The sequence below is a fragment of the Frateuria sp. Soil773 genome (assembly GCF_001428405.1).
Classification (GTDB): Bacteria; Pseudomonadota; Gammaproteobacteria; order Xanthomonadales; family Rhodanobacteraceae; genus LMSL01.
Genome location: NZ_LMSL01000019.1, coordinates 34,245 through 58,593 on the forward strand (window position 1 = coordinate 34,245; position 24,349 = coordinate 58,593).

The following is a 24,349-nucleotide window of genomic DNA, read 5'->3' on the forward strand; positions in this document are numbered from 1 at the left end:
TGGGAAAAAGCCCACCCGTTTCTCGGCGATTCCAACTCCACTGCAACAATTGCGGCCATTCAATGCGTAAAGGTAGGAGCTGCCGCGATGCGCTCTACCCATTCCCGATTCCCGATTCCCGATTCCCGTATTCATCGGTCGACTTCGCCGAACACGAGGTCGTAGGTGCCGATCATCGCCACCACGTCGGCCAGCATGTGGCCGCTCACGATGGTGTCCATCGACGACAGGTGGGCGAAGCCCGGGGCGCGCAGGTGGACGCGGAACGGCTTGTTGGCGCCGTCGGACACCAGGTAGCAGCCGAACTCGCCCTTGGGCGCCTCGACCGCGGCGTAGGTCTCGCCGGCGGGCACGCCGTAGCCCTCGGTGAACAGCTTGAAGTGGTGGATCAGCGCTTCCATGTCGTCCTTCATCTCGACACGGGAAGGCGGCGCCACCTTGAAGTTCTTCAGCATCACCGGGCCGGGGTTGGCCCTCAGCCACTTCACGCACTGCTGGATGATGCGGTTGGACTGGCGCATTTCCTCGACGCGCACCAGATAGCGGTCGTAGCAGTCGCCGTTGACGCCGACCGGGATGTCGAAATCCATCTCGGCGTACTTCGCGTACGGCTGCTTCTTGCGCAGGTCCCAGGCGATGCCCGAGCCGCGCAGCATCGCGCCGGTCATGCCCCACTGCTGGGCCAGCTCCGGCGAGACCACACCGATGCCGACGGTGCGCTGCTTCCAGATGCGGTTGTTGGTGAGCAGTTCCTCGTACTCGTCCACCTTGGACGGGAAGTCGGCGGTGAACGCCTCGAGGTAGTCCAGCATCGAGCCTTCGCGCCAGCTGTTGATGCGCTTGAGGTCGCTGCCCTTGTGCCACGGCGACTCGCGGTACTTGGACATCTGGTCCGGCAGGTCGCGGTAGACGCCGCCCGGGCGGTAGTAGGTCGCGTGCATGCGCGCGCCCGACACCGCCTCGTACACGTCCATCAGTTCCTCGCGTTCGCGGAACGCGTACAGGATCACCGCCATCGCGCCCAGGTCGAGCGCGTTCGAGCCGATCCACATCAGGTGGTTCAGGATGCGGGTGATCTCGTCGAACATGGTGCGGATGTACTGCGCGCGCTCCGGCGCCTCGATCCCCAGCAGGTTCTCGATCGCCTTCACGTAGGCGTGCTCGTTGCACATCATCGACACGTAGTCGAGGCGGTCCATGTAGCCGATCGACTGGTTGAACGGCTTGGACTCGGCCAGCTTCTCGGTGCCGCGGTGGAGCAGGCCCACGTGCGGGTCGGCGCGCACCACGGTCTCGCCGTCCATCTCCAGCACCAGGCGCAGCACGCCGTGCGCGGCCGGATGCTGCGGGCCGAAGTTCATCGTGTAGTTGCGGATTTCTTGCACGTCAGTTGCTCCGCCAGTCGTCTGCGGCTTCGGCCTGTGCCTGCGCCAGGTCGGCGTCGTCGCGGATCACGCGCGGCACCAGCACGCGCGGCTCGATCGACACGGGTTCGTACACCACGCGCTTCTGCTCGGGGTCGTAGCGCACCTCGACGTTGCCGATCAGCGGGAAGTCCTTGCGGAACGGATGGCCGACGAAGCCGTAGTCGGTGAGGATGCGGCGCAGGTCCGGGTGGCCTTCGAACAGGATGCCGTACAGGTCGAACGCCTCGCGCTCGAACCAGTTCACGCCCGGCCAGACGCCGGTCAGCGAGGGCACCACCGGCAACGAGTCGTCGTCGCAGAACACGCGCAGGCGCAGGCGCTGGTTCAGCTCGATCGACAGCAGGTGGACCACCGCGGCGAAGCGGCGCGGACGGTCCGTCGCGCGCGGCCGGCCGGCCCAGTCGAAGCGGCCCACCGCCTGCCCTTCCACGCCGCGCGAGAAGCCGGTACCGGACACCGTCTCGGTGTCCCACTCGGTCTGGCCGTAGCCCAGGTAGTCGATGCCGCACAGGTCGACCAGCTCGCTGAAGCGGAAGCCCGGCTCGTCGCGCAGCGCGGTGGCCACGCCGAGCAGGTCGCCCGCGGCCAGCTCGGCGGTGATTTCGTTGCGCGCGGCGGCGAGCGAGAGCGTGTCGCCGAATCGTGCGACGAGCCGCTCGGCCAGCGAGATGGGTTGCGTATCGGTCATGGACTGCGCCTTCAGGAACGCGCGATGGTGCTGGTGCGGCGGATCTTCTTCTGCAACTGCAGGATGCCGTGGATCAGGGCTTCGGCCGTGGGCGGGCAGCCCGGCACGTAGATGTCCACCGGCACGATGCGGTCGCAGCCGCGCACCACGGAGTAGGAGTAGTGGTAGTAGCCGCCGCCGTTGGCGCAGCTTCCCATCGAGATCACCCACTTCGGCTCGGGCATCTGGTCGTAGACCTTGCGCAGGGCCGGGGCCATCTTGTTGACCAGGGTGCCGGCCACGATCATCACGTCGCTCTGGCGCGGGCTGGGGCGGAAGATCACGCCGTAGCGGTCGAGGTCCAGGCGCGCCATGCCGGCGTGCATCATCTCCACCGCGCAGCAGGCGAGGCCGAAGGTGACCGGCCACATCGAGCCGGTGCGCGCCCAGTTCATCAGCGCGTCCACCGAGGTGGTGGCGAAGCCGCGCTGCACGACCGGGTTGTCAGCGGCCGGCAGCAGGATGTCGTCGACCAGGTCCAGCGGCTGCGGGTTGTGCATCACCCGGCTGACGGATTCCATCACTCCCATTCCAGCGCTCCCTTCTTCCAGACGTAGGCGAACCCGATCACCAGGAGCAGCAGGAACAGCGCCATCTCGATGAGCGCGACCATGCCGATCTTCTCGAACACCACCGCCCACGGAAACAGGAAGGCGATTTCCAGATCGAAGATGATGAACAGGATGGCCAGCAGGTAGTAGCGGACATCGAAGCGCATGCGCGCGTCTTCGAAGGCTTCGAAGCCGCACTCGTAGGGCGCGAGTTTCTCCGGTTCGGGGCGGCGCGGACCGACGAGCATGCCGATCGCGAGGAGCACCAGGCCGAGGCCGGTGGCAACGCCGATGAACAACAGAACGGGCCAATATTCGGCAAGCACGATGGAACGTACCTCCGCGCCATCCGGCGCATCAGTGACCGTGGGGTGACGGTCCGGCAACTTCGGTTCGGCATGCCGCATGCGGCATGGGCGGTCCGGCCACGATCGCGGGCACTTAGGCTACGAGCGTCCGACTTTCCACGAATCAGTTCGGGAATCGCGGCATTGTATCAGCGCGTGCGGGTGCCGCGACAAGCCTTGACTGCCGTGACAGCGATCGATAGCGCGGCGGCGCGCGCTACATGGTGTGGGTCGGACGCTCCGAGGCGAGCAGTCCGGCCAGGATGTTCTCGATGCGCTGGCGCGCGACCTCGCCGTCGCTGGACTCGTTGAAATGCACGCCGATGCCGGCGGTGCGGTTGCCTTGCGCGCCCACCGGGCTGATCCATGCCACCTTGCCGGCCACCGACAGGCGCTCGGTCTCGTCGGCCAGCGTGATCAGCAGCACCACCTCGTCGCCCAGGGCGTAGCGCTGCGCGGTCGGCGCGAACAGCCCGCCCTGCTTGAGGAACGGCATGTACGCGTTGTACAGCGAAGCGGCGTCCTTGATCTTCAGCGAGATGATGCCCTGGCGGGCCGCGACGGGATTCATGCCTGCTCCTGACCTGCCGCCGGGCCGGATGCCCGCGGCGCCTGCATCGTAGCGATGCCGGCGGCCCCACGCAAAGCGCCTGACATGCCGCAGCGCGCAGTTTCTAGAGTTCGCACCAGCCCCAGCGGTCGAAGATCCACGGCGACGGCAGTTCCATGTGCAGCTTGGCGAAGCGCGGCGCGCCGCGCGGGCCGCCTGCCGGCGCCAGCACGTAGCGCCCTTCCCCGTCGCGCCCGAACGGCGCCCGGTTCCATGGCCATTCGCGTACGCCGTCCGCATCGGCCACGGTCAGGCGCAGCCAGGGCCGCAGCCAGGCGGCGGGGCGCCACGGCAATGCGCCCGTGCCGGAACCGCCCTCCGGCGCCGCCACCTCGAGGTAGCGTTCCGGCCGCTCGGCCAGCCGGCGCATGCGGCCGCCGCTCAGGACCATCTGGCTGTGGTGCCGCTCCAGCGCGGCCAGCTTGCCGGCATGCAGGGCCGGCGAGGATGCCGGCGCGATCGTGCCGCCCGTACCGGTTTCGCGCCCGTGCACCAGGTAGCCGAGCAGTTGCGGCCGCAGCCCGGCGCACTGCGCGAGCGCCAGCCGCACCAGCACGTGGGCGGCGCCATGGTCCGGATGGCGGTCGGCCAGCGCCGGCATCGCCACGATGTCGGGCGCGTAGGCGCCGAGGCAGGCACCGATCGCCTGCAGCGGCCGTCCGGTACCCCCGCGCAGCATCCCGGTCAGGCCCATGTCCGGCCAGCCGAACGCATGCAGGGCCGCCGGCTCCACGCCGAGCAGCCGCAGGGCCTGCTCCACCTCGTCGCGCCGCCGCCGGCCCCAGCGTCGCCGGTCCGCCGGCCCCACCCGCAGGCGACGCTCCAGCCAGCGCTGCGGCCACGGATTGTTGTCGCCGTCGGTCAGCAGCAGGATCCGCACCTCGCCGCCGGCCGCACGGACCTGCTGGATCAGCTCGCCGGTCGCGATGGACTCGTCGTCGGGGTGTGGCGCCACCACCAGCAGGCGGGTCCGTGCATTCAGGTTCAACGGCATCTCAAGGCCTTTTCTCCGGAAGCATATCGGGCCGCCACCCGCGATCCCAGGCTTTGCTCCAGATCAGCGCGAACGCGTGCCCGGATGCCACGGCGATATGGTGGACGCCCTGCTTCAGGAACCAGTGGTCGGCGGGCGCCCCGCTGTCGAGGCTGGCGCTCACCGCCGTCGCGCCGTCGGTCAGCGTGTATTCGCCCGGCTGCACCACCACGACCACGCGGCTGCCGTTCCCCGCGGGAAGCAGGCGGCCGGCGATCCACAGGTTCCCGCCTGCCGGCAGGTAATTGCCTTCGACGAAGGATTCGTCCGCGCGCGGCAGCCGCCCCAGCACGACCAGCATGGTGCGATGACTCACCAACTGGGCGGCGATCGTGTCCCGCATCCGACCGTCTTTAAGCCGGCGCCGGGCGAGGCTCTCCAGGACCGGGTAATAAGGACGCATGCGGAAAATCGCATCGCCCTTGGCGTCCATCACCGTGTCGCTGCCGTCGGTATAGCGCAGCACCTGCGCCAGTTCGGCGCGCTGCGCAGCCAGCCGGTCCCGCCACGGCGGTGACCTCGAAAACAGCGACAGCAGCTCGGCGGCCACCGCCACGACGACCAGGCTCCGGCAAAGCCCGTCGCGCCCGCGCAGCCAGGGCATGCCGGCGATCCCGCCGCAGCACGCCAGCAGCAGCGGCGGGATCGCCGGCAGGAAATCCTGCGCGGTGATCAATGGCCAGACGAACCAGATCAGCGACAGGTAGATGCCTGCCTGGAGCGCAAGGAAGACCTCCCAGTCGAACGGCTGCGAACCCCGGCGCCGCACCAGCCGGGCAGCCGCCGCCGACAAGCCGGCGGCCAGCAGCAAAAAGGCCGCCAGGTTGATCGCGGCATCGTGCTTCCAGGCGCCGTCGACGTTGTACCCGACGATGTCGTACCAGGCGGCGCCGAGGATGCCGTGCGCGGCCAGCCACAGCGCGAAGAGCAGCGGAACCAGCAGCAAGCCGGCGATGCCGGCCAGACCGTGCCGCAAGGGCAGCGGCGTGCGCACCGGCCGTGCCAGGCGCACCGTCGCCGCAGCCGCAAGGGCGGCGACCAGCAGCACCAGGGTTTTCTGCGAGACCGCAAGCGCGGCTCCCGCCAACAGGCCGGCGACGAACCAGCGCCAGGCGCGCGCCGGCGCGCCGGCCACCGCGGCCAGCGCCGCGAGCCAGGCGGCCGACCACAGGTCGTCGGTACGGAATTGCCCGCTGACCAGGAAGAAATGCGGAAACAGGCCGGCCACGAGCACGGCGGCGAGCGCGACGCGCGGACCGTACAGGCGTCGCCCCACCAGCCACGTGGCGAACAGCGCCAGCGCATACCAGGCCTGCATCGCCAGGCGCAGCCAGGCCAGCACGTCGGCGCGGCCATCCAGCAGCGCCAGCAGCGGCGAGTGGAGCCAGCCGAACAAGGGGCCGTGGTTGTCGAATACGTCGCGGTAGGGCATCAGGCCGTGCTGCGTCCATGCCCAGGCGACGTGCGCGTGCTGGGCTTCGTCGGAATTGAGCGGATAGGCGTCGATCCAGCACAGCCGCAACGCGGCCAGCAGGAGCAAGGGAAGCAGCCACGGCCAATGGCGGCCCATGCCGAACGAAGGCGTCATGCCGGGCAGCGTAGGCAGGCCGCCTGTCGATCAGCTTTCCGATCCCCATGGGTTTTCATGCCTCGGCGGTTTCCGGACCCGCCGGGCCGGACCGGCCCTCAACGCCAGCGCGCAAGCAGTTCCAGCAGCAGCAGGTCGCCGCGCAACGGACCGCGCAGCGCGTCGCGGGCGCGGTTCGCCGCCACGTACCAGTCGCCCAGCGCCTCGGCGTCCAGGGCGCTGGCGAGCGGACCGGATGCCGCCACGGCCTGCGCCCTGGCTTCGTCGGAAGCCGCCTGCGCGGCGAACCACAGGCGCTGTTCGGGCTGGCTGTCGAGCCAGCGCTTCACCACTTCCATCGTCTCGCCGCGGCCGGCGGCAAGCGCGGCCAGGTCCTTGCGCACTTCCTGCCGGCGCGCGAGCGCGCCCTCCTCCAGCCAGGCGCGGGCCAGGCCGGGGTTGCCGCTCGCCGCATCGAGCGCGGCGGCGGCGCCTTCCATGCCGGCGGATTCGAGCCACGCAAGCGCCTCGTCGCGCGCGGGCAACTGGAACTCGATCCGCTGGCAGCGGCTGCGGATGGTCTGCGGCAGGCGCCAGGGAGCGTCGGCCAGCAGGATCAGCAGGGTCTGCGGCGCCGGTTCCTCCAGCGTCTTCAGCAAGGCATTGGCGGCGGCGGCGTTCATCGCATCGGCCGGATCGATCGCCACCACCTGCCACCCTCCGAACTGGCTGGCCATGGCCAGGCGTGCCGACAGCTCGCGCACCTGGTCGACCACGATCTCGCTGCGCTGCACGCCGTCCTTGCGCAGGCCGTAGCTCATGCCGACGAAATCCGGATGGGTGCCGGCGTCCAGCAGCAGGCAACTGCGGCAGGTGCCGCAGGCATCGCCGTCGCGCGGCTGCATGCACAGCAGGCCGCGCACGAAGCGCCGCATGAAATCCCGCTTGCCGAGCCCGGCCGGGCCGCACAGCAGCAGCGCATGCGGCATCGCATCGCGGGTGCGGCGCGCCTGCAGGCGCCGCCAGTGCTCGGCATGCCAGGGACGCGCGTTCATCGGCCCGGCTCCGCGAACAGGTCGGCGACCGCCGCGATGGCCGCCTGCAGCACGCCGTCCGGCGGCAGGCTGGCGTCGATCACGCGAAAACGCTGCGGCTCGGCGGCGGCGCGCTGGCGGTAGACCGCGCGCACCCGCTCGAAGAAGCCGTCCGCCTCGGCCTCGATCCGGTCCGCCTCGCCGCGCCCCGCGGCGCGCGCGCGACCGTCCGCCACCGGCAGGTCGAGCAGCAGGGTGCGCTCGGGCTTCAGCCCGGCGCAGGCCCAGCGCTCCAGTTCGGCGATGCGCTCGGCCGGCTGGCCGCGGCCGCCGCCCTGGTAGGCGTGGCTGGCGTCGGCAAAGCGGTCGCACAGCACCCATCGCCCGGCCGCCAGGGCCGGCTCGATCACCTCGCGCACCAGTTGCGCGCGCGCGGCGAACATCAGCAGCAGTTCGGTCTCCGCCGCCATCGCCGCCCGCGACGGATCGAGCACGATCGCGCGCACCGCTTCGCCGATCGCGGTGCCGCCCGGCTCGCGGGTTTGCACCAGGTCGATGCCGCGCCCGGCGAAATGGCCGGCCAGGCCGGACAGCAGGGTGCTCTTGCCTGCCCCTTCGCCGCCTTCGAGCGTGATGAAACGTCCGCGCCGCATGGTCATGGGCAACGCTTCAACTGGTAGCAGGCGACGTTGCGGTTGTGTTCTTCCAGCGTATCGGCGAACACGTGGCTGCCGTCGCCGCGCGCGACGAAGTACAGCGCCGTGCCGGGCGCCGGGTGCAGCGCGGCCTCGATCGCCGGCTTGCCGGGCAAGGCGATCGGCGTCGGCGGCAGGCCGGCCCGCGTATAGGTGTTGTAGGGTGTGTCGGCGGCCAGGTCGCTCTTGCGGATGTTGCCGGCGTAGCTGGCGCCCATGCCGTAGATCACGCTGGGATCGGTCTGCAGCAGCATGTGGTTCTGCAGCCGGCGCAGGAACACGCCGGCGATCTGCGGCCGCTCGTCGGCGCGGCCGGTTTCCTTTTCCACGATCGAGGCGAGGATCAGGGCGTCGTACGGCGTCGCCAGCGGCAGGTCCTTGGCGCGCTGCGGCCACAGGGCGTCGAGGGTCTTGCGCATCGCGGCGTAGGCGCGCTTGAGCACGTCCAGGTCGCTGTCGCCCTTCACGTAGGCATAGGTTTCCGGCAGGAAGCGCCCTTCCGGCGCCTCGCCGGCCGCGCCCAGCCGCTGCATCAGGGCCGCGTCGTCCAGCGCGGCGCTGTCGTGGCGCAGCTTGTCCGCGCGCGCCAGCGCCTGGCGCAGTTCGCTGAAGGTCCAGCCGTCGACGATGGTGAAATTGCGCTGCAGCACCTTGCCGCCGGCCATGTTGGCGAGCAGCGCGCGCGGCGTGATGCCCACCGGCAGCGCGTATTCGCCGGCGTGCAGCCGGCCGGCCACGCGCATCTGCTCGGCCAGCACGCGCCAGTAGAGCGGCAGTGCGTGTGTCGCCCCGCGCTGGCGCAACTGCTCGACGATGGTACGCAGCCCGCTGCCGCGCTCCACGTCGATCGTCTCGCCCTGCCCGGCCACGTCCAGCGGCGCGCGGCTGAAGCGGTCGAAGTCGTACCAGCCCCACGCGACGGCGGCGGCCACCGCCAGCAGCACGACCAGCATCAAGGCACGAAACAACGCACCGCCCCGCATCTTTCTGTGCCTCATTCGGCCTCCATCGGAAAACCCAGCCCGCGCCAGTGCAATTGCAGCGCATGGGCCACCGGCCCGGCCGCGCAGGGGCGGCCGTCCAGTTCGCGAACCGGCAGGATGCCGCGCACGCTCGAGGATAGGAAGAGTTCGCTGGCCTGCGCCAGTTCGCCCAGCTTCAGCTCGCGCACCCGGGCGGCCGGCTGCGCGGACAGGATCTCGGCCCGCGCCACGCCGGCAATGCCGCAGCGGTCGAGCGCCGGCGTCACCAGCACGCCATCGACGACGGCGAACAGGTTGGCCATGGTCGCGCCGATCACCCGGTCGTGCCCGTCGCACAGCAGGCCCTCGGCGACCGCCGGATCGTCCCACTCGGCCCGCGCCAGCACCTGTTCGAGCCGGTTGAGGTGCTTCATGCCGGCGAGCAGGGGCTGCTCGGCCAGGCGCAGGCGGCACAGCCGTACGCGCACGCCGTGCCGGTAATCGTCGGCATTCAACATCGGCAGCGCGAAGCCCGCGACGATACGGGTCGGCCGCGCGTCGGGCGGCGGCGCGTAGCCGCGCGCGCCGCTGCCGCGGGTCACGGTAATGCGCACGACCGACTGCGCCAGGCCCGCGATGACGGTACGCGCCTCGCCCAGCAGCACCGCCTCGTCGGGCGGCGGCAGGTGCAGCCGCGCGCAGCTTTCGCGCAGCCGCCGCATGTGGCGCGGCCACAGCGGCGCATCGGCCGCGCGGAAACGGATCGTCTCGAACAAGCCGTCGCCGTAGCCCAGCCCGCGGTCGGTGGCCGAGACGCTCGACGCCGCCACGCCATCGACCAGCATCCGAAGGCCCGGTACGGCCATCAGTCCGCGTCCCCGAGCGCGCGCAGCAATCCGCGCGCCTTGGCGCGGGTCTCGTCCAGTTCCTTCTCCGCCACCGAGTCGGCGACGATGCCGGCGCCGGCGCGCAGGCCCACTTCGCGGCCGTGCTGGGTCAGCGTGCGGATCAGGATGTTCAGGTCCAGGTCGCCGTTGCGGTCCAGGTAGCCCAGCGCGCCGGTGTAGGCGCCCCGCGGCGCGCCTTCGAGCGCGGCGATGATCTCCATGCAGCGCACCTTGGGGCAGCCGGTGATGGTGCCGCCGGGAAAGGTGGCGGCGATCACCTCGCCCGGCGCGGTGCCGTCGCGCAGGCGGCCGCGCACGTTGGAGACGATGTGGTGCACGTGCGCGTAGCTCTCCACCACCATCAGCTCGTCCACCTCGACCGAGCCCGGCACGCATACGCGGCCGAGGTCGTTGCGTTCCAGGTCGATCAGCATGACGTGCTCGGCGCGCTCCTTGGGATGCGTGCTGAGTTCGCGGATGCGCGCCAGGTCGTCGTCGCCGGCGTGGCGCGGGCGGGTGCCGGCGATCGGCCGCGTCTGCGCCAGGCCGCGGCGCACTTCCACCAGCCGCTCCGGCGAGGAACTGGCCACCGCCCAGCCGGGCTGCTGCAGCAATCCCGCGAACGGCGCCGGGTTGGCCCGGCGCAGGGCGGCGTACAGCGATGCCGGCGCGGGGACCTGCGCGAAGCGCGCGCGCCACTCGCGCGACAGGTTCACCTGGAAGATGTCGCCCGCCTGCAGGTGTTCGTGGATGCGTGCGACGCCGTCGAGGAAGCGTCCCGGCTCGTCCTCTTCCAGCACGGCCGGCAACGGCAGCGGCGCGATGGCCGGCGCGGCCTCGAGGTCCGCCGCGAGCCGGTCGAGCAGCGGCTCGTGCCCCTGCTCCGCCACCAGGATCGTGCAGTCGTTGCGGTGGTCGACGATCACCGCCGCCGGGCAACGCAGCGCGAGCGCCACCGGCAGGCCGGCAGGCGGCGCCAGCCGCAACCGCGGCTCGATCTCGCCGGCCAGCTCGTAGGCCAGCAGCAGCACCCAGCCGCCGTGGAACGGCAGGCCGTCGTCCGCATCGTGCGGCAGCCGTTCGGCCCGCCAGGCGGCGTCGAGCGCGTCGAGGAAACGCGTTTCCCCCGGCATGGCGCCGTGCAGGCGGCCGTCCGCCTGCAGGCTCAGGCCGTGCTGCGGAAACGCGAACAGGATGTCGTAGCGCGCCTGCGGCGTGCCGCGCACCACGCTTTCGAGCAGGCCCGGATAGCGCTGCGGAAACGCGGCGGCCGGCGCGAGCAGGTCGCGCCGGCCTTGCAGGACCCTGCGATGGCAGCCCACGCGTCGCTCAGACGCGACGGAAGGCCAGGGTGCCGTTGGTGCCGCCGAAGCCGAACGAGTTGGAGATCGCCACGTCGACCTTCGCCTCGCGCGCGGTGTGGGCGACGAAATCCAGGTCGCAGCCCTCGCTCGGCTCGTCGAGGTTGATCGTGGGCGGCAGCACCTGGTCGCGCAGCGCGAGGATCGAGAAGATCGCCTCCACGCCGCCGGCCGCGCCGAGCAGGTGGCCGGTGGTCGACTTGGTCGAGCTCATCGCCAGCTTGTAGGCGTGGTCGCCGAACACCTTCTTCGCCGCAAGCACCTCGCCCAGGTCGCCCAGCGGAGTGGAAGTGCCGTGCGCGTTGACGTACTGCACGTCGGTGGGATTGAGGCCGGCATCGTCCAGCGCGGTCTGGATGCAGCGCGCCGCACCTTCGCCGCCTTCGCTGGGCGCGGTTATGTGGAACGCATCGCCGCTCATGCCGAAACCGACCAGCTCGGCGTAGATGCGCGCACCGCGCGCCTTGGCGTGTTCGTATTCTTCAAGCATCAGCACGCCGGCGCCGTCGGACAGCACGAAGCCGTCGCGATCCTTGTCCCACGGGCGGCTAGCCCGGGTCGGCTCGTCGTTGCGGGTGGACATCGCCTTGGCCGAGCAGAAGCCCGCCATCGCGGTGCCGGTGGTGGCGAACTCGGCGCCGCCGGCGATCATCGCGTCGGCATCGCCGTACTGGATCATCCGCGCCGCCAGGCCGATGTTGTGGGCTCCGGTGGTGCAGGCGGTGACGCAGGCGATGTTGGGACCCTTCAGGCCGAACATGATCGACAACTGGCCCGAGACCATGTTGATGATCGAGCTGGGCACATAGAACGGCGACACGCGGCGCGGCCCCTTCGCGGCCAGCTCCAGCGTGGTCGCCTCGATGGTGTAGAGGCCACCGATGCCGGCGCCCACCGCCACGCCGATGCGCGGCGCGTTGGCTTCCGTCACTTCCAGACCGGAGTCGCGCAGGGCCTGCGTACTGGCGGCCACGCCGTAGTGGATGAACGGGTCCATCTTCTTGACGTCTTTCGCGGCCATCCATTGCGACGGATCGAAACCGCTCACCTGGCCGGCAATGCGGGTGGCATAGCCGGAGGCATCGAAGTGGGTCACCGGGCCGATCCCGCTGGCACCTTTGAGAACATGCTCCCAGGCGGTGGCGATATCGTTGCCGACCGGCGAGATGATGCCCATGCCGGTCACTACCACACGTCGTTTGCTCATGCTGTCCTTCCTTCGTGGTTCTTCGGGAACTGCATCGGGCTGGCGCCCGTACCGGCGGGCGCCGTCCAACCCGTAAACCATACGGGATCGGACGTTGCAAAATGCAGAAACGAAAACTGCGCCGGGAGGCGCAGCTTTCGACATCGCTTTCGTGGCGGACGGCGGCGCGGCGCGCCCCTGCCGGCACCGGCGATCAATCCTTGGAGTGGGCCTTGATGTAGTCGACGGCCTGCTGCACGGTGGTGATCTTTTCCGCTTCCTCGTCCGGGATCTCGGTCTCGAACTCTTCCTCGAGGGCCATCACCAGCTCCACCGTGTCCAGCGAATCGGCGCCCAGATCGTCCACGAACGAAGCGTTCGCCGTGACTTCATCCTCTTTCACGCCCAGCTGCTCGATGACGATTTTCTTGACGCGCTCTTCGATGGTGCTCATGTTGCCAAACCTCCCAAGGAGAAATTGCTTGTTCAACGCCGGTACGGTCCGGCAAGGCCGGCGGATTGTAGTGGGTAAGCCCTCAGGCCGCCACGGCTCCGCCGGCGATGGTAAACGCCGTGCCCCTGCCGGGTCGGCGCGAAAGGGCAATTGTCGCCTAAAACGCGGCCGCTGGCGACAACCCCCGTGCCTGAACGCGGGCGTCGCCCGGCCGGATCACGGCATGTACATGCCGCCGTTGACGTGCAGCGTCTCGCCGGTGATGTAGGCCGCCGCCGGCGAGGCGAGGAAAGCCACCGCCTTGGCGATGTCGTCGGCCTCGCCCAGGCGGCCCAGCGCGATCTGCCCCAGCAGCGCCTGCTTCGACTCCTCCGGCAGCGAGCGCGTCATGTCGGTGTCGATGAAGCCAGGCGCCACCACGTTGACGGTGATGCCGCGCGAGCCGATCTCGCGCGCCAGCGACTTGGAGAACGCGATGATCCCGGCCTTGGCCGCCGCGTAGTTGGCCTGGCCCGGATTGCCGGTGAGCCCGATCACCGAGGCGATCGAGATGATGCGCCCCTTGCGCGCCTTCATCATGCCGCGCATCACCGCCTTGGAAGTGCGGTAGACCGAGCTGAGGTTGGTGTCGAGGATCGCCTGCCAGTCGTCGTCGGACATGCGCATCAGCAACTGGTCGCGGGTGATGCCGGCGTTGTTGACCAGGATCGAGACCGCACCGAATTCCTTGCCGATCGCATCGATCAGCGCGGCGACCGCGGCGCCGTCGGTCACGTCGAGCTTGCGCCCGTGGCCGCCCTGCGCGGCCAGCCGCTCGCCGATCGCGGCCGCGCCGCTGTCGCTGGTCGCGGTGCCGATCACGGTCGCGCCCTGCGCGGCCAGCTCGGCCGCGATCGCCGCGCCGATGCCGCGGCTGGCGCCGGTGACCAGCGCGATCTCGCCCTGCAATGTCTTGCTCATCTGTGTCGATTCCTTGGGAATGCGGCCGTTCGGCCAGGTCTGCATCGGGCGGGCGCTCAGGCCCATTCGGCCAGGGCCGCGTCCAGCTCCGCTGGCGAGGCGATCGCGCGCGCCTCGACGCTCTTGTCGATGCGCTTGGCCAGGCCGGTCAGCACCTTGCCCGGGCCGCACTCGGCGATGCGCGTGGCGCCGCCGGCGACCAGGGCCTGCACGCATTCGGTCCAGCGCACCGGCAGGTAGAGCTGGCGCTGCAGCGCGCCGCGGATCTCTTCGATGTCGTCGTAGCTGCGCGCCTCGGCGTTCTGCACCACCGGGATCGACGGCACCCGCCAGTCGATCGCGGCCATCCGCTCGCCCAGCCGGTCGGCGGCCTCGCGCATCAGCGCGCAATGCGACGGCACCGAGACGGCGAGCTTGACCGCCTTCTTCACGCCCAGCTCGGCCAGCCGCGCCAGCGCGCGGTCGACCGCCTCGGCATGGCCAGCGATCACCAGTTGCCCCGGCGAATTGAAGTTCGCCGGCGCCACCACCTGGCCGTCCGCCACCTCTTCGCAGGCGGCGGCGATCTGCGCATCGTCGCCGCCCAGGATCGCCGCCATCGCGCCGACGCCGGCCGGCACCGCCGCCTGCATCAGGCGGCCGCGCTCGGCCACCAGCGCCGCGGCGTCGTGCAGCGACAGCGCGCCGGCGCAGACCAGGGCGCTGTATTCGCCCAGGCTGTGGCCGGCCAGCCGCGCCGGCTGCGCGCCGCCGAGCTTGCGCCACACGCGCCACACGGCCACGCTCGCCGCGAGCAGCGCCGGCTGGGTGTTCTCGGTGCGGTTCAATTCGTCCTCCGGACCCTGCGCGGCGAGCGCCCACAGGTCGCGGCCGGCGCCGGCGGACGCCTCGTCGAAGGCCTGCCCCACTTCGGCATGCGCCGCGGCCAACTCGGCCAGCATGCCCACGGATTGCGAGCCCTGGCCGGGAAAGACCATCGCGAGGTCGGGTCGTGTATCGCTCATAGCAGGTTCCACAGTAGGTTGAAGGTATCCATGTCGCCGTCGGTGGCGTAGTCGACGAGCAGCAATGCCAGCAGCGCCAGCTTGCCGAAGCTCTGGCGCAACGACAACACCGCCACGCCGACGGCGCGCGCGCGGGTGCCCAGGTAGCGCGTGCAGCGGTCGAGGAAGCCGAGCCGCTCGGCGAGACGCCGCACTTCCTGCGTGACGTCGTTGGCGGCCTGCGGCAGCACGCCGCCCAGGATGCCGGCCAGCGCATCGCTGCGTCCAGCGTAGTGGCGCGACACGCCGGCGGCGAACAGCAGCCAGTCGCGCGCCTGCGCATCGCGCAGCGGCATCACCTCGAGCGGGTCTTCTTCGAAATCCAGGAAGCCGATGCGTTCGTCGCCGACCGTGATGTTGCGGGGAAAAGCCTGGCCGAGGTACGCGCCGCGGCCGTGCACGGCCGCGATCTCCCCGGCCGCCTTCTTCACCAGCCGGTCCACCTGCGAGTCGTCGACCGCCCGCTTCAGGCGGTTCGACAGCGACGGGCCGATGTCGCTCAGCAGCAGCGTCCGGTGCCCCTCGCCCAGCACCTCGGGCACCCGCACGCCGCTCGCGCTCAATTCGCCGATGCGGCGCAACTCCAGCAGCTTGGCCTGCTCTCCCTCGTGGCGCGGCGGCGAGCGCAGCGGCTCCGCGTCCAGTTCCTTCGCGACGAAATTCCATAGCCGGGTCATCGCCCGGCGCGGCCGCGGGCTGCGCTCGTAGCGCTTGAGCCAGACGTCGCGGGCTCCCAACTGCAGCTTCTGCACCATCGGTCCTGCCTCCATCCATTGCGCAGGACGCACCGATGGAGCGGTTTGCCGGATGACGGGCGCGCGCACGCAACGGCTTCGCCTGCGAAGCACACCCCTCTCCCTAGTTTTCGTTTCGTCGCGCGGCGGGCTGCGACAGGCCCGCCGCGCGACGCGCTCAATAGCGCAGCAGCGCCGAAGCCCAGGTGAAACCGCCGCCGAAAGCCTCCAGCAACAGGTTCTGCCCGCGCTGCACCTTGCCCGAACGCACCGCGTAGTCCAGCGCCAGCGGTACCGAGCCGGACGAGGTGTTGGCGTGCTGGTCGACCGTGACGATCACCTGCTCCATCGACATGTTCAGGCGCTTGGCGGTGGCCTCGATGATGCGCAGGTTGGCCTGGTGCGGGATCAGCCAGTCGAGCTGGGACGCCTCCATGCCGCCGGCCTGCAGGGTCTGCTCGACCAGCGAGTCCAGCGTCTTCACCGCGACCTTGAACACCTCGCGCCCGGCCATCTTGATGCGCACGCCGTGGTTGGGCTCGTCGCGGAAGCCGGCGGAAACGCCCACCGGATTCCACAGCAGCTCCTTGTAGCCGCCGTCGGCATGCAGGCAGGTGGCGTAGATGCCCGGCTCGCTGGAGGCTTCCAGCACCACCGCGCCGGCGCCGTCGCCGAACAGCACGCAGGTCTCGCGCTCGTTCCAGTCGATCATGCGGGTCAGCGTCTCGGCGCCGATCACCAGCACCTTCTTCGACTGGCCGCTGCGGATGAAGCTGTTCGCCACGCCGAGCGCATAGACGAAGCCCGAGCAGGCGGCGTTGACGTCGAACGCGGCGCAGCCGTTCGCGCCCAGGCGGTTCTGCACCAGGCAGGCGGTGGACGGGAAGATGATGTCGGGCGTGGTGGTGCCGAGCACGATCATGTCCAGCTCGGAGGCCTTCACCCCGGCCGCCTCCAGCGCGCGCTGCGCGGCCTGGAGCGCGAGGTCGCCGGTGGTCTGGCCCTCGGCGGCGATGTGGCGCTGGCGGATGCCGGTGCGGGTGCGGATCCATTCGTCGCTGGTATCGACGAATTTCTCCAGGTCGGCATTGCTGAGGACGCGCTCGGGCAGCGCGCTGCCGGTGCCGATGATGCGGGCGTAGGTCTGGGCCATTGACTATCCGTCGGTGAGGTCGGGCCGGCAGGTCGCGCCGCGTGGGCGGGCGACGCCGCGGCCAGACCGCAAAGTTACGTTCACGTGCGCCTTAACGCAAAACGGCGCGTCGCCGCGCCGCCTTGCGGATTCGGGCCCCTGGCGGGGACCGATCAGTCCTCTTCGACCACCGCGGCGGTCTGGATCACCTTCTTGCCGCGGTAGAAACCGTCGGCGGTGACGTGGTGGCGCAGGTGCACCTCGCCGCTGGTCGGGTCGGTGGACAACTGCACGGTCTGCAGCTTGTCGTGCGAACGACGCATGCCGCGGGTGGACGGGGTCTTGCGGCTCTTGGCAACGGCCATGATGGTTCTCCAGCGAAATCGTTAATTTCTTGGGTTATTTCTTCAGTTCGCGCAAAACCGCGAACGGATTGTCGGAACGCCCTTCGCCGTCGGATGACTCCTCCGGGCCGGGCCCTACCACTTCATCGGGCAGCGCGCTGTCCGGATCGACCGGGACCAGCGGCAGCGCCAACAGCAATTCGTCTTCGATCACCTCGGCCGGATTCAGCTTGCCGTCCTCGCCGACCAGCAGCGGCTCGGAACCCGGCGGCAACGCCGCCTCCTCGCGCTCGGCCCTGATCAGGCCCAGCCGGCTCTCGATCGCCACCGGCAGCACGAACGGCTCCAGCGACCGCTGGCAGAGCATGGTCAGCGGCGCCTTGACGCGAACGTCGAGGTAGGCCGTGCCGAACTCGTCGCGGCCGAAATCCAGCACGTATTCCACGGCCCCTTCGGTGCCCGCCAGGGCCTCGCACAGGCGCGGCATGGCGGAAACGGGCAGCGCCCCGGCGAAAGAACGCCGCGCCGAGACCATGCGCCAAGCGTCCACGGACTCTGGCAGTGTCACGGACATAATCGCGAAATCTTAAGTTTGCGGTGGCCCCAAGTCAACCGGGCCGCCGTGCCGTGCCCCCGCCGGACAGGCATTTTGCCTGCGGCCCGCCGCTTGCGGCAGACTGCCGTTCCCCTTCGCTCCCGCCGAATGCCTCCGTGAATGGACCTTTGACGTTCGGCATCGCCGCGTTCTTCCTGTTGCTGCTGGCAACGGTCTGCTTCGCCCTGCTGCGGCGGCGCCGGCTGGACCGGCGCACCGACAGCCTGCAGCGACTGGTGCGGCTGGCCGACCTGCTGGAGGCCGACCTGAAGGCCTGCCGCAGCGGCCTGCAGCAGGCGCACGCCGTGATGTCGCTCAACCCCGACCTGCCGGCGGCCGGCGAACAGGAAGCCCGTCACGCGATCGATGCCGGCCTGCGCTCGCTGCTGCAGCAGCGCATCTGGATCCGCGACCGCTCGCCCGGGGCCAGCCAGCAGGAACTCGACGACGCGGCGGCCGCCATGAGCGGCACGCGCGACCGCCTGCAGCCGTTGATGCGCGCGCTGGACCAGGCCCAGCACGCGCTGGACGACGCGATGCGCGAACACATCCGCCGCGAGCCGGGCGCATGAGCGGGCCGCGCGTGATCCTCGGTTCCACCTCGTACTACCGCGCCGAGCTGCTGCGGCGCCTGCTCGACGACTTCGGGCAGCGCGCCCCGGGCACCGACGAAGCCGCGATCGCCGGCGAGGCGCCGGCCGACCGCGCCCTGCGCCTGGCCATCGCCAAGGCCGAAGCCGCCGGCGACGGCCTGGACGACGCCCTGGTGATCGGTTCCGACCAGGTCGCCGAACTCGATGGCCGGTTGCTGGACAAACCCGGCAGCAGCGAGCGCGCCTGCGCGCAGCTTGCCGCCAGCTCGGCGCGCGAGGTGCGCTTCCATACGGCGCTTTGCCTGCTCGATACCCGCAACGGGCACCGCACCACCCACGTCGACCTGACGCGGGTGCGGTTCCGCCCGTTGCGGCACGACGAGATCGCCCGCTACGTGGCGCGCGAACGACCGCTGGACTGCGCCGGCAGCTTCAAGTGCGAGGGCCTGGGTATCAGCCTGTTCGAACGCATTGACACCGACGATCCCAGCGCCCTGATCGGGTTGCCGCTGATCGCGCTGGCGCGCCTGCTGCGCGAGGCCGGCCTCGAACTTCCCTGAGCGTCCGTCCGGCTCAGCCGCCGCCGTACTGGGCCGCGTGCGCCTGCCGCCAGACCAGGCAGGACGCTGCGGGCGCGCCGGGCGAGAGCGCGGACGGCGGCACCGTGCCGCGATAGAACGCGATGCGCTTGCGCCCCCCGAACAGGCTCAACCGCCGCACCGGCCGCAGGTCGGCGATGCGCGCGCAGACCGAGCCGAGCCAGGCGGCGCGCTCCCGCTCGCGCAAGGCGCCCTCGTCCACCGCCAGCAGGACCGGCTGGCTGGCGTGCGCCGCGCGCAGGCCAGCCTCGTCGTACCGCCAGATCGCCAGTTGCGGCGCGCGGCCGTGCTTCACGTTCAGGGGGTTGTCCAGCGCATAGACCGGCTGGCCGCGATCCAGCGCGAAATCGAGTTCCGCCGCCAGCATGAAGTTGTCCGCCACCAGCACGGCCGGCTGCCGTTCCAGCAGTTCCCGCGCCGCCGCGGCGCTCTCGCGCCAGCCGACGAAGTTGCCCGGGAACGCTTTGGCGTTCGCCAGCAGGCCGGCGCCCTGGCTGCTGGCGGCCAGCGCGAGATAGCCCAGCCCCAGCGCCAGCCCCAGCGCGGCCAGCCCGCCCGCCGCGGCGACGAACCGCCGCCAGCCGCGCGGCGTTCCCCGCCACAACGCGGGCAGCGCCGCCAGCAGCGGCAGGTAGCCGGGCAAGGGCCAGTGCGCGCGGAAGCGCAGGTCGTCGGCGAACAGGCCCAGAAGGAAATACAGCACGATGAAGCCAAGCGAGGCCACCGCGAACACGTCCCACGGCGCCCCTTCCGAGCGGCGCTTCCAGCAACGCCATGCGGCCCACAGCAGCAGCGCGTACAGCAAAGGCGTGCACGCCAGCGCCTGCTCCAGCGGCTGCACCAGCGCGTCGGCGTGGAACCGCCAGGGATTGCGCTCGACCAGTTGGAACGCGACGCCGGCACCGCGCTGCTGCCAGTTCGATACCGCCAGCGGCACCAGCCCGAGCGAGGCCAGCGCCATCGCCAGCCAGAAGCCGCCACGGCGCCACTGCGCGCGCCCGCGCGGCGTCAGCGCGAACAGCAGCAGGCCGACCAGCATCGGCATCGCCGCGCGGTAATGCGTCACCCAGCATGCCGCCAGCGCAAGGCCGAGCAACCACCACTGCCATGCACGGTCCTCCGCCATCGCGCGCAGCAGCGCATACAGCGCCAGCAGGATCGCCACGGTCAGCGGCACGTCCGGCAGCGCCAGCACGCCGAGCGTGCCGGCCAGCGGCAGCAGCAGGCACAGCAGCCCGGCCTGCCAGCCGGCGCGCGCGTCGAACGCATGCCGCGCCAACGCAACCACCAGCCAAGGCAGCGCGCTGCCCAGCAACAGGAAGGGCCAGCGCATGCCGAACAGGCCATGCCCGGCCACGCTTTCGCCGAGCCGGATCAGCCACGCCGTCAACGGCGGCAGGTCGCTGTAGCCCCAGGCCAGCCGCCGGCTCTCCTGCCAGTAGAACGCCTCGTCGCCGAACGGCGACAGCGTGCAGGCGATCGCCAGCTTGGCCAGCAGCAGCGCCGCGAAAAGGATGACGAAGGCCGCTCGCCAGCGCGCGAGGCCGGCCGCTACACTCGTCCGATCACCGCAGCGCGCCGCTTGCGTCCATTGCCAGGGAACCATGTCCGCCACCACTCCGCTGCCCGAAGAAACCCTGCCACAACGCCTGGAAGCGGCCATCGCCCAGGTCAACCGCGTGCTGCTCGGCAAGTCGCGCCAGGTCAAGCTGGCCTTCGCCTGCCTGATCGCCGGCGGCCACCTGCTGCTGGAAGACGTGCCCGGCGTCGGCAAGACCACCCTGGCCCATGCCCTCGCGGCGAGCTTCGCGCTGGAGTTCCAGCGCGTGCAGTTCACCAGCGACCTGCTGCCGTCGGACATTATCGGGGTCAGCGTCTACGAGCGCGAGACGGGGCTGTTCCGCTTCCATCCCGGCCCGATCTTCACCGGCCTGCTGCTGGCCGACGAGATCAACCGCGCCACGCCGAAGACGCAGAGCGCGCTGCTGGAAGCGATGGCCGAGGGCCAGGTCACCGTGGACGGCCAGACCCACGCCCTGGCGCAACCGTTCTTCGTGGTGGCGACGCAGAATCCGCTCGACCTGCACGGCACCTTCCCGCTGCCCGACTCCCAGCTCGACCGTTTCATGCTGCGGCTGTCGCTGGACTATCCGGACGCCGCCGCCGAACGCGCCCTGCTCACCGGCAGCGACCGCCGCGACCTGCTCGCGCGGCTGACCCCGCAGCTCGACGGCGAAAGCCTGGCTGCGCTGCACCGGCAAAGCCAGGCGGTCACCGCGAGCCCCGCCCTGCTCGATTACCTGCAGGCCCTGCTGCTGGCCAGCCGCCGCCACGCCGACATCCGCGTGGGGCTGTCGCCGCGCGCCGGCCTGGCCCTGCTCGGCGCCGCCCGCGCCTGGGCCTTGCTCAGCGGGCGGCGCCACGTGCTGCCGGAGGACGTGCAGGCCCTGTTCGTGCCGCTGGCGGCGCATCGGCTGGTGCCGGCGCGCGGCGCCAACGGCGACGCGCTGGCCCGCGCGCTGCTGGCCGACGTCGCGGTGGATTGATGCGCGGGGCGTGGCGCCGCCTCCAGCAATGGGGCGAACAACGGCTGCCGGCACTGACCCGCCACCGCCGACCCGAGGCCTTGCCGATCGAGCTTCACCGCCGGCGCATCTACATCGTGCCCACCGGTTTCGGCCTCGGCTTCGGTGTCCTGCTGCTGGTGATGCTGCTGGGCGCGCTCAACTACGCCAACAACGCAGCGCTGCTGCTGACCTGCCTGCTCGGCGCCGCCAGCGTGGCGAGCATGCTGGTGGCCTTCCGCGCCCTCGACGGCCTGCGCCTGACCCACATCCATGCGGGACACGCGGTGGCCGGCGAAACGCTGGCGCTCATTCTCGAATTCGAATCGCAGCGACCGCGCAGCGCGATCCGCATCGACCTCGACGCCACGCACAAGGCTTTCGCCATCGATGACGGCGGCAAGGCACGCGTGGAGATACCGTTGCCCACCGCACAGCGCGGCTGGCAGGCGCTGCCCAGGCTGCGCCTCTGGACCCACTGGCCGCTGGGCCTGTTCCGCGCCTGGAGCTGGCTGCATCCGCAGCAGCAGGTACTGGTATGGCCGCGACCGGAGTTCGGCGGCCCGCCGCCGCGGCCGCCGGCCGAGCACGCGCGGCAGCGTTTCCGCCTGCACCAGGGCGAGGACCTCGCCACGCTTCGCCCCTACCGTGCCGGCGATCCGCGGCGGCACATCGCCTGGAAGGCCAGCGCACGGCAGCAGGACCTGCTGACCAAGGATTTCGAGCAGCCCGAGACGCTCGGCGAATGGCGACTGGACTGGCGCCAGTTGCCCGGCCTGGGCAACGAGATGCGCATCGCCCGGCTGGCCCGCTGGCTCGGCGAGGCCCTGGCGCAGGGCCGCCCGTGCAGCCTGTGGCTGCCGGACCAGCACATCGCGACCGGCAGCGGACCGCTCCACTACGCGCGCTGCATGGACGCCCTGGCGAAGCTGCCATGACGGCGCCACGCGGCATGGCCGCATCCGCCGAGCCGGCGATCGATGCGCGCGCCTTCGACCTGCTGGCGGCGACCATCGCGGTGGTGCTCGTCGCGCACGCGCCGCACCTGCCGGTCTGGCTGGCCGCCGCGCTGGCGGCGATGCTCGGCATCCGCTGGTGGCAGCGGCGCAGGCGCCCTGGCCGCGCATCGCCATGGCTCAAGCTGCCCCTGATCGCCCTGCTCGCCGGTGCCGTGGTCTTCAGCTACGGCACCATCTTCGGGCGCGAGCCCGGCTCGGCGCTGGCGGTGGGCCTGCTGGTGCTGAAGCTGCTGGAAACCGAAGCCTCGCGCGACGCGCGGGTCGGCATCGGCTTCGGCTGCTTCGCCCTGATGGCGGCCCTGTTGTTCGGCCAGGGCCTGCTGGCGACGATTCTCGTCATGCTCGGCCTGCTGCCGGCCCTGGCCGCCCTGCGCGCGCTCGAACCGGCGCATGCGCCGGCCAGCCTGCCGCGCACGCTGCTGCCCGGGCTGGGCCTCCTGGCCGCCGCCCTGCCGCTGGCCATCCTCGCCTTTCTGCTGGTGCCCCGCCTGAGCACGCCGCTGTGGGGCGCGCCGAACACGGGCGAGGCGCGCACCGGCCTGGGCGACACGATGTCGCCGGGCGAATTCTCCGAACTGCTGGTCGACGACAGCCCGGCGCTGCGCGTCAACTTCGACGGCGCGCCGCCGCCCGCGGCATCGCGCTATTTCCGCGCCTACGTGATGTGGGACTACGACGGCCGCCGATGGCGCCGCGGCGAGACCCGCCAGGCGCCGGCGCCGCTCGTAGCCGCCGATGCGGTCGGCTACCAGGTCGCCATGGAATCCGCCGCGACGCGCGTGCTGCCGGCGCTGGACGTGCCGCTGGAAGCCCCGTCCCAGGCCCGGCTCAGCGCCGACCGCGAAATCTTCCGCCGCGCCGGCTCCGGCCAGGACGCCCTGACCTATCGCCTGCGCTCGGCCCTGCATTACCGCCTGCAGCCGGACCTGCCGGACCCGGTACGGCAGCGCGGGCTGCGGCTGCCGCAAGGCTTCAACCCGCGCGCCATCGCCCTGGCCGTGCAATGGCGGCAGCGATACGGCAACGACGACCGCGCCATTGTGCAGGCCGCCCTCGCGCTGTTCCACGACGGCGGCTTCCGCTACACGCTGGCGCCCGTGCCGCTGGGCCGCGACGCGATGGACGATTTCCTGTTCGACACCCGCGAAGGTTTCTGCGAGCACTACGCCTCGGCCTTCGCCGTGCTGATGCGCGCCGCCGGCATCCCGGCGCGGGTGGTCACCGGCTACCAGGGCGGCTACTGGAACAGGACCGGCAGCTACCTGCTGGTGCGCAATTCCGACGCGCACGCCTGGGGCGAGGTCTGGCTGTCCGGGAGCGGCTGGGTCCGCATCGATCCCACCGCCGCGGTCCGCCCGGAGCGGGTCAGCCTCGGCGCCGCGGCGGCCGCCGGCAACCAGCTCGGCTGGTACCGGGGCGGCTGGCTGCGCGACCTGCGCAACCGTTGGGACATCGTCAACCGCTGGTGGAACCAGGGCGTTATAGGCTTCGACGCGCTGCGCCAGCGCGGGCTGCTCACGCCGTTCGGCGTGCGCCGTACCGACTCGGCGACACTGGGCGCGCTGCTGGCGGCGGCGTGCGGGCTGTTCGCCGGCATCGGCCTGCTGTGGGCGCTGCGCCGGCGGCAGGCACGCGACCCGGTGCTCGCCGCCATGCGCATGCTGGAAAGGAAGCTGGCCGGCCGCGGCATCGTGCGCCGCCCGAGCGAAGGCCCGCAGCACTACTTCAGCCGCGCGGCGCGCGCCTTGCCGCAGCAGCGCGGCGAACTGGAACGACTGATGCGACGCTACCTGGACCTGCGCTACGCCCATGCCGAACCACCGCCTGAACTGGCGCGCGCATTCCAACGGGCGGCACGGGATTTTCGGCCGCGCCGCGTGGTCAAATGAACCGCAACACGGTGACGCATCGCATGCCACCGCCCC

Annotated in this window: 26 protein-coding genes; 5 read left to right on the top strand and 21 right to left on the bottom strand. The window is 71.0% G+C overall.

Annotated features, from left to right (window positions below):
* Positions 1–131 precede the first annotated feature (131 nt).
* The 20 genes from ASG87_RS08695 to ASG87_RS08790 form a co-directional block, all read right to left on the bottom strand.
* Positions 132–1,361 (bottom strand): NADH-quinone oxidoreductase subunit D, encoded by a 1,230-nt coding sequence (locus ASG87_RS08695; protein WP_235499599.1) that lies wholly within the window; start codon positions 1,359–1,361, stop codon positions 132–134.
* A gap of 25 nt (positions 1,362–1,386) precedes the next feature.
* Entirely contained in the window at positions 1,387–2,115 is a 729-nt protein-coding gene (locus ASG87_RS08700) for an NADH-quinone oxidoreductase subunit C (protein WP_056003882.1), read from the bottom strand.
* Positions 2,116–2,126: 11 nt separating this feature from the next.
* Positions 2,127–2,684 (bottom strand): NADH-quinone oxidoreductase subunit B, encoded by a 558-nt coding sequence (locus ASG87_RS08705; RefSeq protein ID WP_056003884.1) that lies wholly within the window; start codon positions 2,682–2,684, stop codon positions 2,127–2,129.
* On the bottom strand, positions 2,675–3,031 hold the full coding sequence (locus ASG87_RS08710; RefSeq protein WP_056003978.1) for an NADH-quinone oxidoreductase subunit A: 357 nt from the start codon (positions 3,029–3,031) through the stop codon (positions 2,675–2,677). The genes ASG87_RS08705 and ASG87_RS08710 overlap by 10 nt, the downstream gene beginning before the upstream one ends.
* 238 nt (positions 3,032–3,269) lie before the next feature.
* Entirely contained in the window at positions 3,270–3,623 is a 354-nt protein-coding gene (locus ASG87_RS08715; RefSeq protein WP_056003887.1) for a PilZ domain-containing protein, read from the bottom strand.
* A gap of 103 nt (positions 3,624–3,726) precedes the next feature.
* A complete protein-coding gene (locus tag ASG87_RS08720; protein ID WP_056003890.1) occupies positions 3,727–4,656 on the bottom strand; it encodes a PIG-L family deacetylase in 930 nt (309 codons plus the stop codon).
* Position 4,657: 1 nt separating this feature from the next.
* Entirely contained in the window at positions 4,658–6,283 is a 1,626-nt protein-coding gene (locus ASG87_RS08725; RefSeq protein ID WP_056003893.1) for a glycosyltransferase family 39 protein, read from the bottom strand.
* Positions 6,284–6,381: 98 nt separating this feature from the next.
* Entirely contained in the window at positions 6,382–7,317 is a 936-nt protein-coding gene (gene holB, locus ASG87_RS08730; protein WP_056003897.1) for a DNA polymerase III subunit delta', read from the bottom strand.
* Entirely contained in the window at positions 7,314–7,955 is a 642-nt protein-coding gene (gene tmk, locus ASG87_RS08735) for a dTMP kinase (protein WP_056003900.1), read from the bottom strand. The genes holB and tmk overlap by 4 nt, the downstream gene beginning before the upstream one ends.
* A complete protein-coding gene (mltG, locus tag ASG87_RS08740; protein WP_056003902.1) occupies positions 7,952–8,989 on the bottom strand; it encodes an endolytic transglycosylase MltG in 1,038 nt (345 codons plus the stop codon). The genes tmk and mltG overlap by 4 nt, the downstream gene beginning before the upstream one ends.
* Positions 8,986–9,819 (bottom strand): aminodeoxychorismate lyase, encoded by an 834-nt coding sequence (pabC, locus tag ASG87_RS08745; RefSeq protein WP_056003904.1) that lies wholly within the window; start codon positions 9,817–9,819, stop codon positions 8,986–8,988. Before pabC ends, mltG begins: the two co-directional genes overlap by 4 nt.
* The gene (locus ASG87_RS08750) at positions 9,819–11,162 is read right to left on the bottom strand and encodes an aminodeoxychorismate synthase component I (protein WP_056003907.1); all 1,344 of its coding nucleotides are present in this window, start codon (positions 11,160–11,162) and stop codon (positions 9,819–9,821) included. The genes pabC and ASG87_RS08750 overlap by 1 nt, the downstream gene beginning before the upstream one ends.
* A gap of 7 nt (positions 11,163–11,169) precedes the next feature.
* Positions 11,170–12,408, bottom strand: a complete 1,239-nt coding sequence (gene fabF, locus ASG87_RS08755) for a beta-ketoacyl-ACP synthase II (protein ID WP_056003909.1) — start codon at positions 12,406–12,408, stop codon at positions 11,170–11,172.
* 193 nt (positions 12,409–12,601) lie between these two features.
* The gene (acpP, locus tag ASG87_RS08760) at positions 12,602–12,841 is read right to left on the bottom strand and encodes an acyl carrier protein (protein ID WP_056003912.1); all 240 of its coding nucleotides are present in this window, start codon (positions 12,839–12,841) and stop codon (positions 12,602–12,604) included.
* A gap of 216 nt (positions 12,842–13,057) precedes the next feature.
* A complete protein-coding gene (gene fabG / locus ASG87_RS08765; protein WP_056003980.1) occupies positions 13,058–13,801 on the bottom strand; it encodes a 3-oxoacyl-ACP reductase FabG in 744 nt (247 codons plus the stop codon).
* A gap of 56 nt (positions 13,802–13,857) precedes the next feature.
* Positions 13,858–14,805, bottom strand: a complete 948-nt coding sequence (fabD, locus tag ASG87_RS08770; RefSeq protein WP_056003915.1) for an ACP S-malonyltransferase — start codon at positions 14,803–14,805, stop codon at positions 13,858–13,860.
* Positions 14,802–15,599, bottom strand: a complete 798-nt coding sequence (locus ASG87_RS08775) for a hypothetical protein (RefSeq protein WP_056003916.1) — start codon at positions 15,597–15,599, stop codon at positions 14,802–14,804. Before ASG87_RS08775 ends, fabD begins: the two co-directional genes overlap by 4 nt.
* Before the next feature lie 157 nt (positions 15,600–15,756).
* The gene (locus ASG87_RS08780) at positions 15,757–16,731 is read right to left on the bottom strand and encodes a beta-ketoacyl-ACP synthase III (protein ID WP_056003921.1); all 975 of its coding nucleotides are present in this window, start codon (positions 16,729–16,731) and stop codon (positions 15,757–15,759) included.
* A 152-nt stretch (positions 16,732–16,883) separates the two neighbouring features.
* The gene (gene rpmF, locus ASG87_RS08785; RefSeq protein WP_056003926.1) at positions 16,884–17,075 is read right to left on the bottom strand and encodes a 50S ribosomal protein L32; all 192 of its coding nucleotides are present in this window, start codon (positions 17,073–17,075) and stop codon (positions 16,884–16,886) included.
* Between the two features lie 34 nt (positions 17,076–17,109).
* Positions 17,110–17,628: a YceD family protein gene (locus tag ASG87_RS08790; protein WP_082582855.1), complete on the bottom strand. Its 519-nt coding sequence runs from the start codon at positions 17,626–17,628 to the stop codon at positions 17,110–17,112.
* 137 nt (positions 17,629–17,765) lie between these two features.
* On the opposite strand from ASG87_RS08790, the gene ASG87_RS08795 reads away from it, so the two are divergent.
* Together ASG87_RS08795 and ASG87_RS08800 are read left to right on the top strand one after the other, a co-directional pair.
* Positions 17,766–18,221, top strand: a complete 456-nt coding sequence (locus tag ASG87_RS08795; protein ID WP_056003931.1) for a hypothetical protein — start codon at positions 17,766–17,768, stop codon at positions 18,219–18,221.
* A complete protein-coding gene (locus ASG87_RS08800) occupies positions 18,218–18,802 on the top strand; it encodes a Maf family nucleotide pyrophosphatase (RefSeq protein WP_056003932.1) in 585 nt (194 codons plus the stop codon). The genes ASG87_RS08795 and ASG87_RS08800 overlap by 4 nt, the downstream gene beginning before the upstream one ends.
* A 13-nt stretch (positions 18,803–18,815) precedes the next feature.
* Here the strand turns inward: ASG87_RS08800 and ASG87_RS08805 are convergent, their stop codons facing one another.
* Positions 18,816–20,447, bottom strand: a complete 1,632-nt coding sequence (locus ASG87_RS08805; RefSeq protein WP_056003983.1) for a glycosyltransferase family 39 protein — start codon at positions 20,445–20,447, stop codon at positions 18,816–18,818.
* Here ASG87_RS08805 and ASG87_RS08810 point away from each other — a divergent pair.
* The 3 genes from ASG87_RS08810 to ASG87_RS08820 are packed head-to-tail and all read left to right on the top strand — an operon-like array spanning position 20,446 to position 24,313.
* Complete coding sequence (locus ASG87_RS08810) at positions 20,446–21,387, top strand: AAA family ATPase (RefSeq protein ID WP_056003936.1); 942 nt, start codon at positions 20,446–20,448, stop codon at positions 21,385–21,387. The two genes, ASG87_RS08805 and ASG87_RS08810, sit on opposite strands and share 2 nt — an antisense overlap.
* Entirely contained in the window at positions 21,387–22,343 is a 957-nt protein-coding gene (locus ASG87_RS08815; RefSeq protein ID WP_056003939.1) for a DUF58 domain-containing protein, read from the top strand. The genes ASG87_RS08810 and ASG87_RS08815 overlap by 1 nt, the downstream gene beginning before the upstream one ends.
* Positions 22,340–24,313 carry a DUF3488 and transglutaminase-like domain-containing protein gene (locus ASG87_RS08820; protein ID WP_082582856.1) on the top strand — a complete coding sequence of 658 codons (1,974 nt, stop codon included), beginning with the start codon at positions 22,340–22,342 and terminating at the stop codon, positions 24,311–24,313. The genes ASG87_RS08815 and ASG87_RS08820 overlap by 4 nt, the downstream gene beginning before the upstream one ends.
* Positions 24,314–24,349 lie beyond the last annotated feature (36 nt).

Excerpts from the sequence above, each read along its gene's own strand:
- ASG87_RS08705 (WP_056003884.1), bottom strand. The coding sequence starts at position 2,684 with ATGGGAGTGATGGAATCCGTCAGCCGGGTGATGCACAACCCGCAGCCG.
- ASG87_RS08720 (WP_056003890.1), bottom strand. The coding sequence starts at position 4,656 with ATGCCGTTGAACCTGAATGCACGGACCCGCCTGCTGGTGGTGGCGCCA.
- ASG87_RS08695 (WP_235499599.1), bottom strand. The coding sequence starts at position 1,361 with ATGAACTTCGGCCCGCAGCATCCGGCCGCGCACGGCGTGCTGCGCCTG.
- tmk (WP_056003900.1), bottom strand. The coding sequence starts at position 7,955 with ATGACCATGCGGCGCGGACGTTTCATCACGCTCGAAGGCGGCGAAGGG.
- ASG87_RS08810 (WP_056003936.1), top strand. The coding sequence starts at position 20,446 with ATGTCCGCCACCACTCCGCTGCCCGAAGAAACCCTGCCACAACGCCTG.
- rpmF (WP_056003926.1), bottom strand. The coding sequence starts at position 17,075 with ATGGCCGTTGCCAAGAGCCGCAAGACCCCGTCCACCCGCGGCATGCGT.
- fabG (WP_056003980.1), bottom strand. The coding sequence starts at position 13,801 with ATGAGCAAGACATTGCAGGGCGAGATCGCGCTGGTCACCGGCGCCAGC.
- ASG87_RS08805 (WP_056003983.1), bottom strand. The coding sequence starts at position 20,447 with ATGGTTCCCTGGCAATGGACGCAAGCGGCGCGCTGCGGTGATCGGACG.
- ASG87_RS08815 (WP_056003939.1), top strand. The coding sequence starts at position 21,387 with ATGCGCGGGGCGTGGCGCCGCCTCCAGCAATGGGGCGAACAACGGCTG.
- ASG87_RS08800 (WP_056003932.1), top strand. The coding sequence starts at position 18,218 with ATGAGCGGGCCGCGCGTGATCCTCGGTTCCACCTCGTACTACCGCGCC.
- mltG (WP_056003902.1), bottom strand. The coding sequence starts at position 8,989 with ATGAGGCACAGAAAGATGCGGGGCGGTGCGTTGTTTCGTGCCTTGATG.
- ASG87_RS08715 (WP_056003887.1), bottom strand. The coding sequence starts at position 3,623 with ATGAATCCCGTCGCGGCCCGCCAGGGCATCATCTCGCTGAAGATCAAG.
- holB (WP_056003897.1), bottom strand. The coding sequence starts at position 7,317 with ATGAACGCGCGTCCCTGGCATGCCGAGCACTGGCGGCGCCTGCAGGCG.
- ASG87_RS08775 (WP_056003916.1), bottom strand. The coding sequence starts at position 15,599 with ATGGTGCAGAAGCTGCAGTTGGGAGCCCGCGACGTCTGGCTCAAGCGC.
- ASG87_RS08780 (WP_056003921.1), bottom strand. The coding sequence starts at position 16,731 with ATGGCCCAGACCTACGCCCGCATCATCGGCACCGGCAGCGCGCTGCCC.
- acpP (WP_056003912.1), bottom strand. The coding sequence starts at position 12,841 with ATGAGCACCATCGAAGAGCGCGTCAAGAAAATCGTCATCGAGCAGCTG.
- ASG87_RS08725 (WP_056003893.1), bottom strand. The coding sequence starts at position 6,283 with ATGACGCCTTCGTTCGGCATGGGCCGCCATTGGCCGTGGCTGCTTCCC.
- fabF (WP_056003909.1), bottom strand. The coding sequence starts at position 12,408 with ATGAGCAAACGACGTGTGGTAGTGACCGGCATGGGCATCATCTCGCCG.
- ASG87_RS08820 (WP_082582856.1), top strand. The coding sequence starts at position 22,340 with ATGACGGCGCCACGCGGCATGGCCGCATCCGCCGAGCCGGCGATCGAT.
- ASG87_RS08790 (WP_082582855.1), bottom strand. The coding sequence starts at position 17,628 with ATGTCCGTGACACTGCCAGAGTCCGTGGACGCTTGGCGCATGGTCTCG.
- pabC (WP_056003904.1), bottom strand. The coding sequence starts at position 9,819 with ATGGCCGTACCGGGCCTTCGGATGCTGGTCGATGGCGTGGCGGCGTCG.
- ASG87_RS08700 (WP_056003882.1), bottom strand. The coding sequence starts at position 2,115 with ATGACCGATACGCAACCCATCTCGCTGGCCGAGCGGCTCGTCGCACGA.
- fabD (WP_056003915.1), bottom strand. The coding sequence starts at position 14,805 with ATGAGCGATACACGACCCGACCTCGCGATGGTCTTTCCCGGCCAGGGC.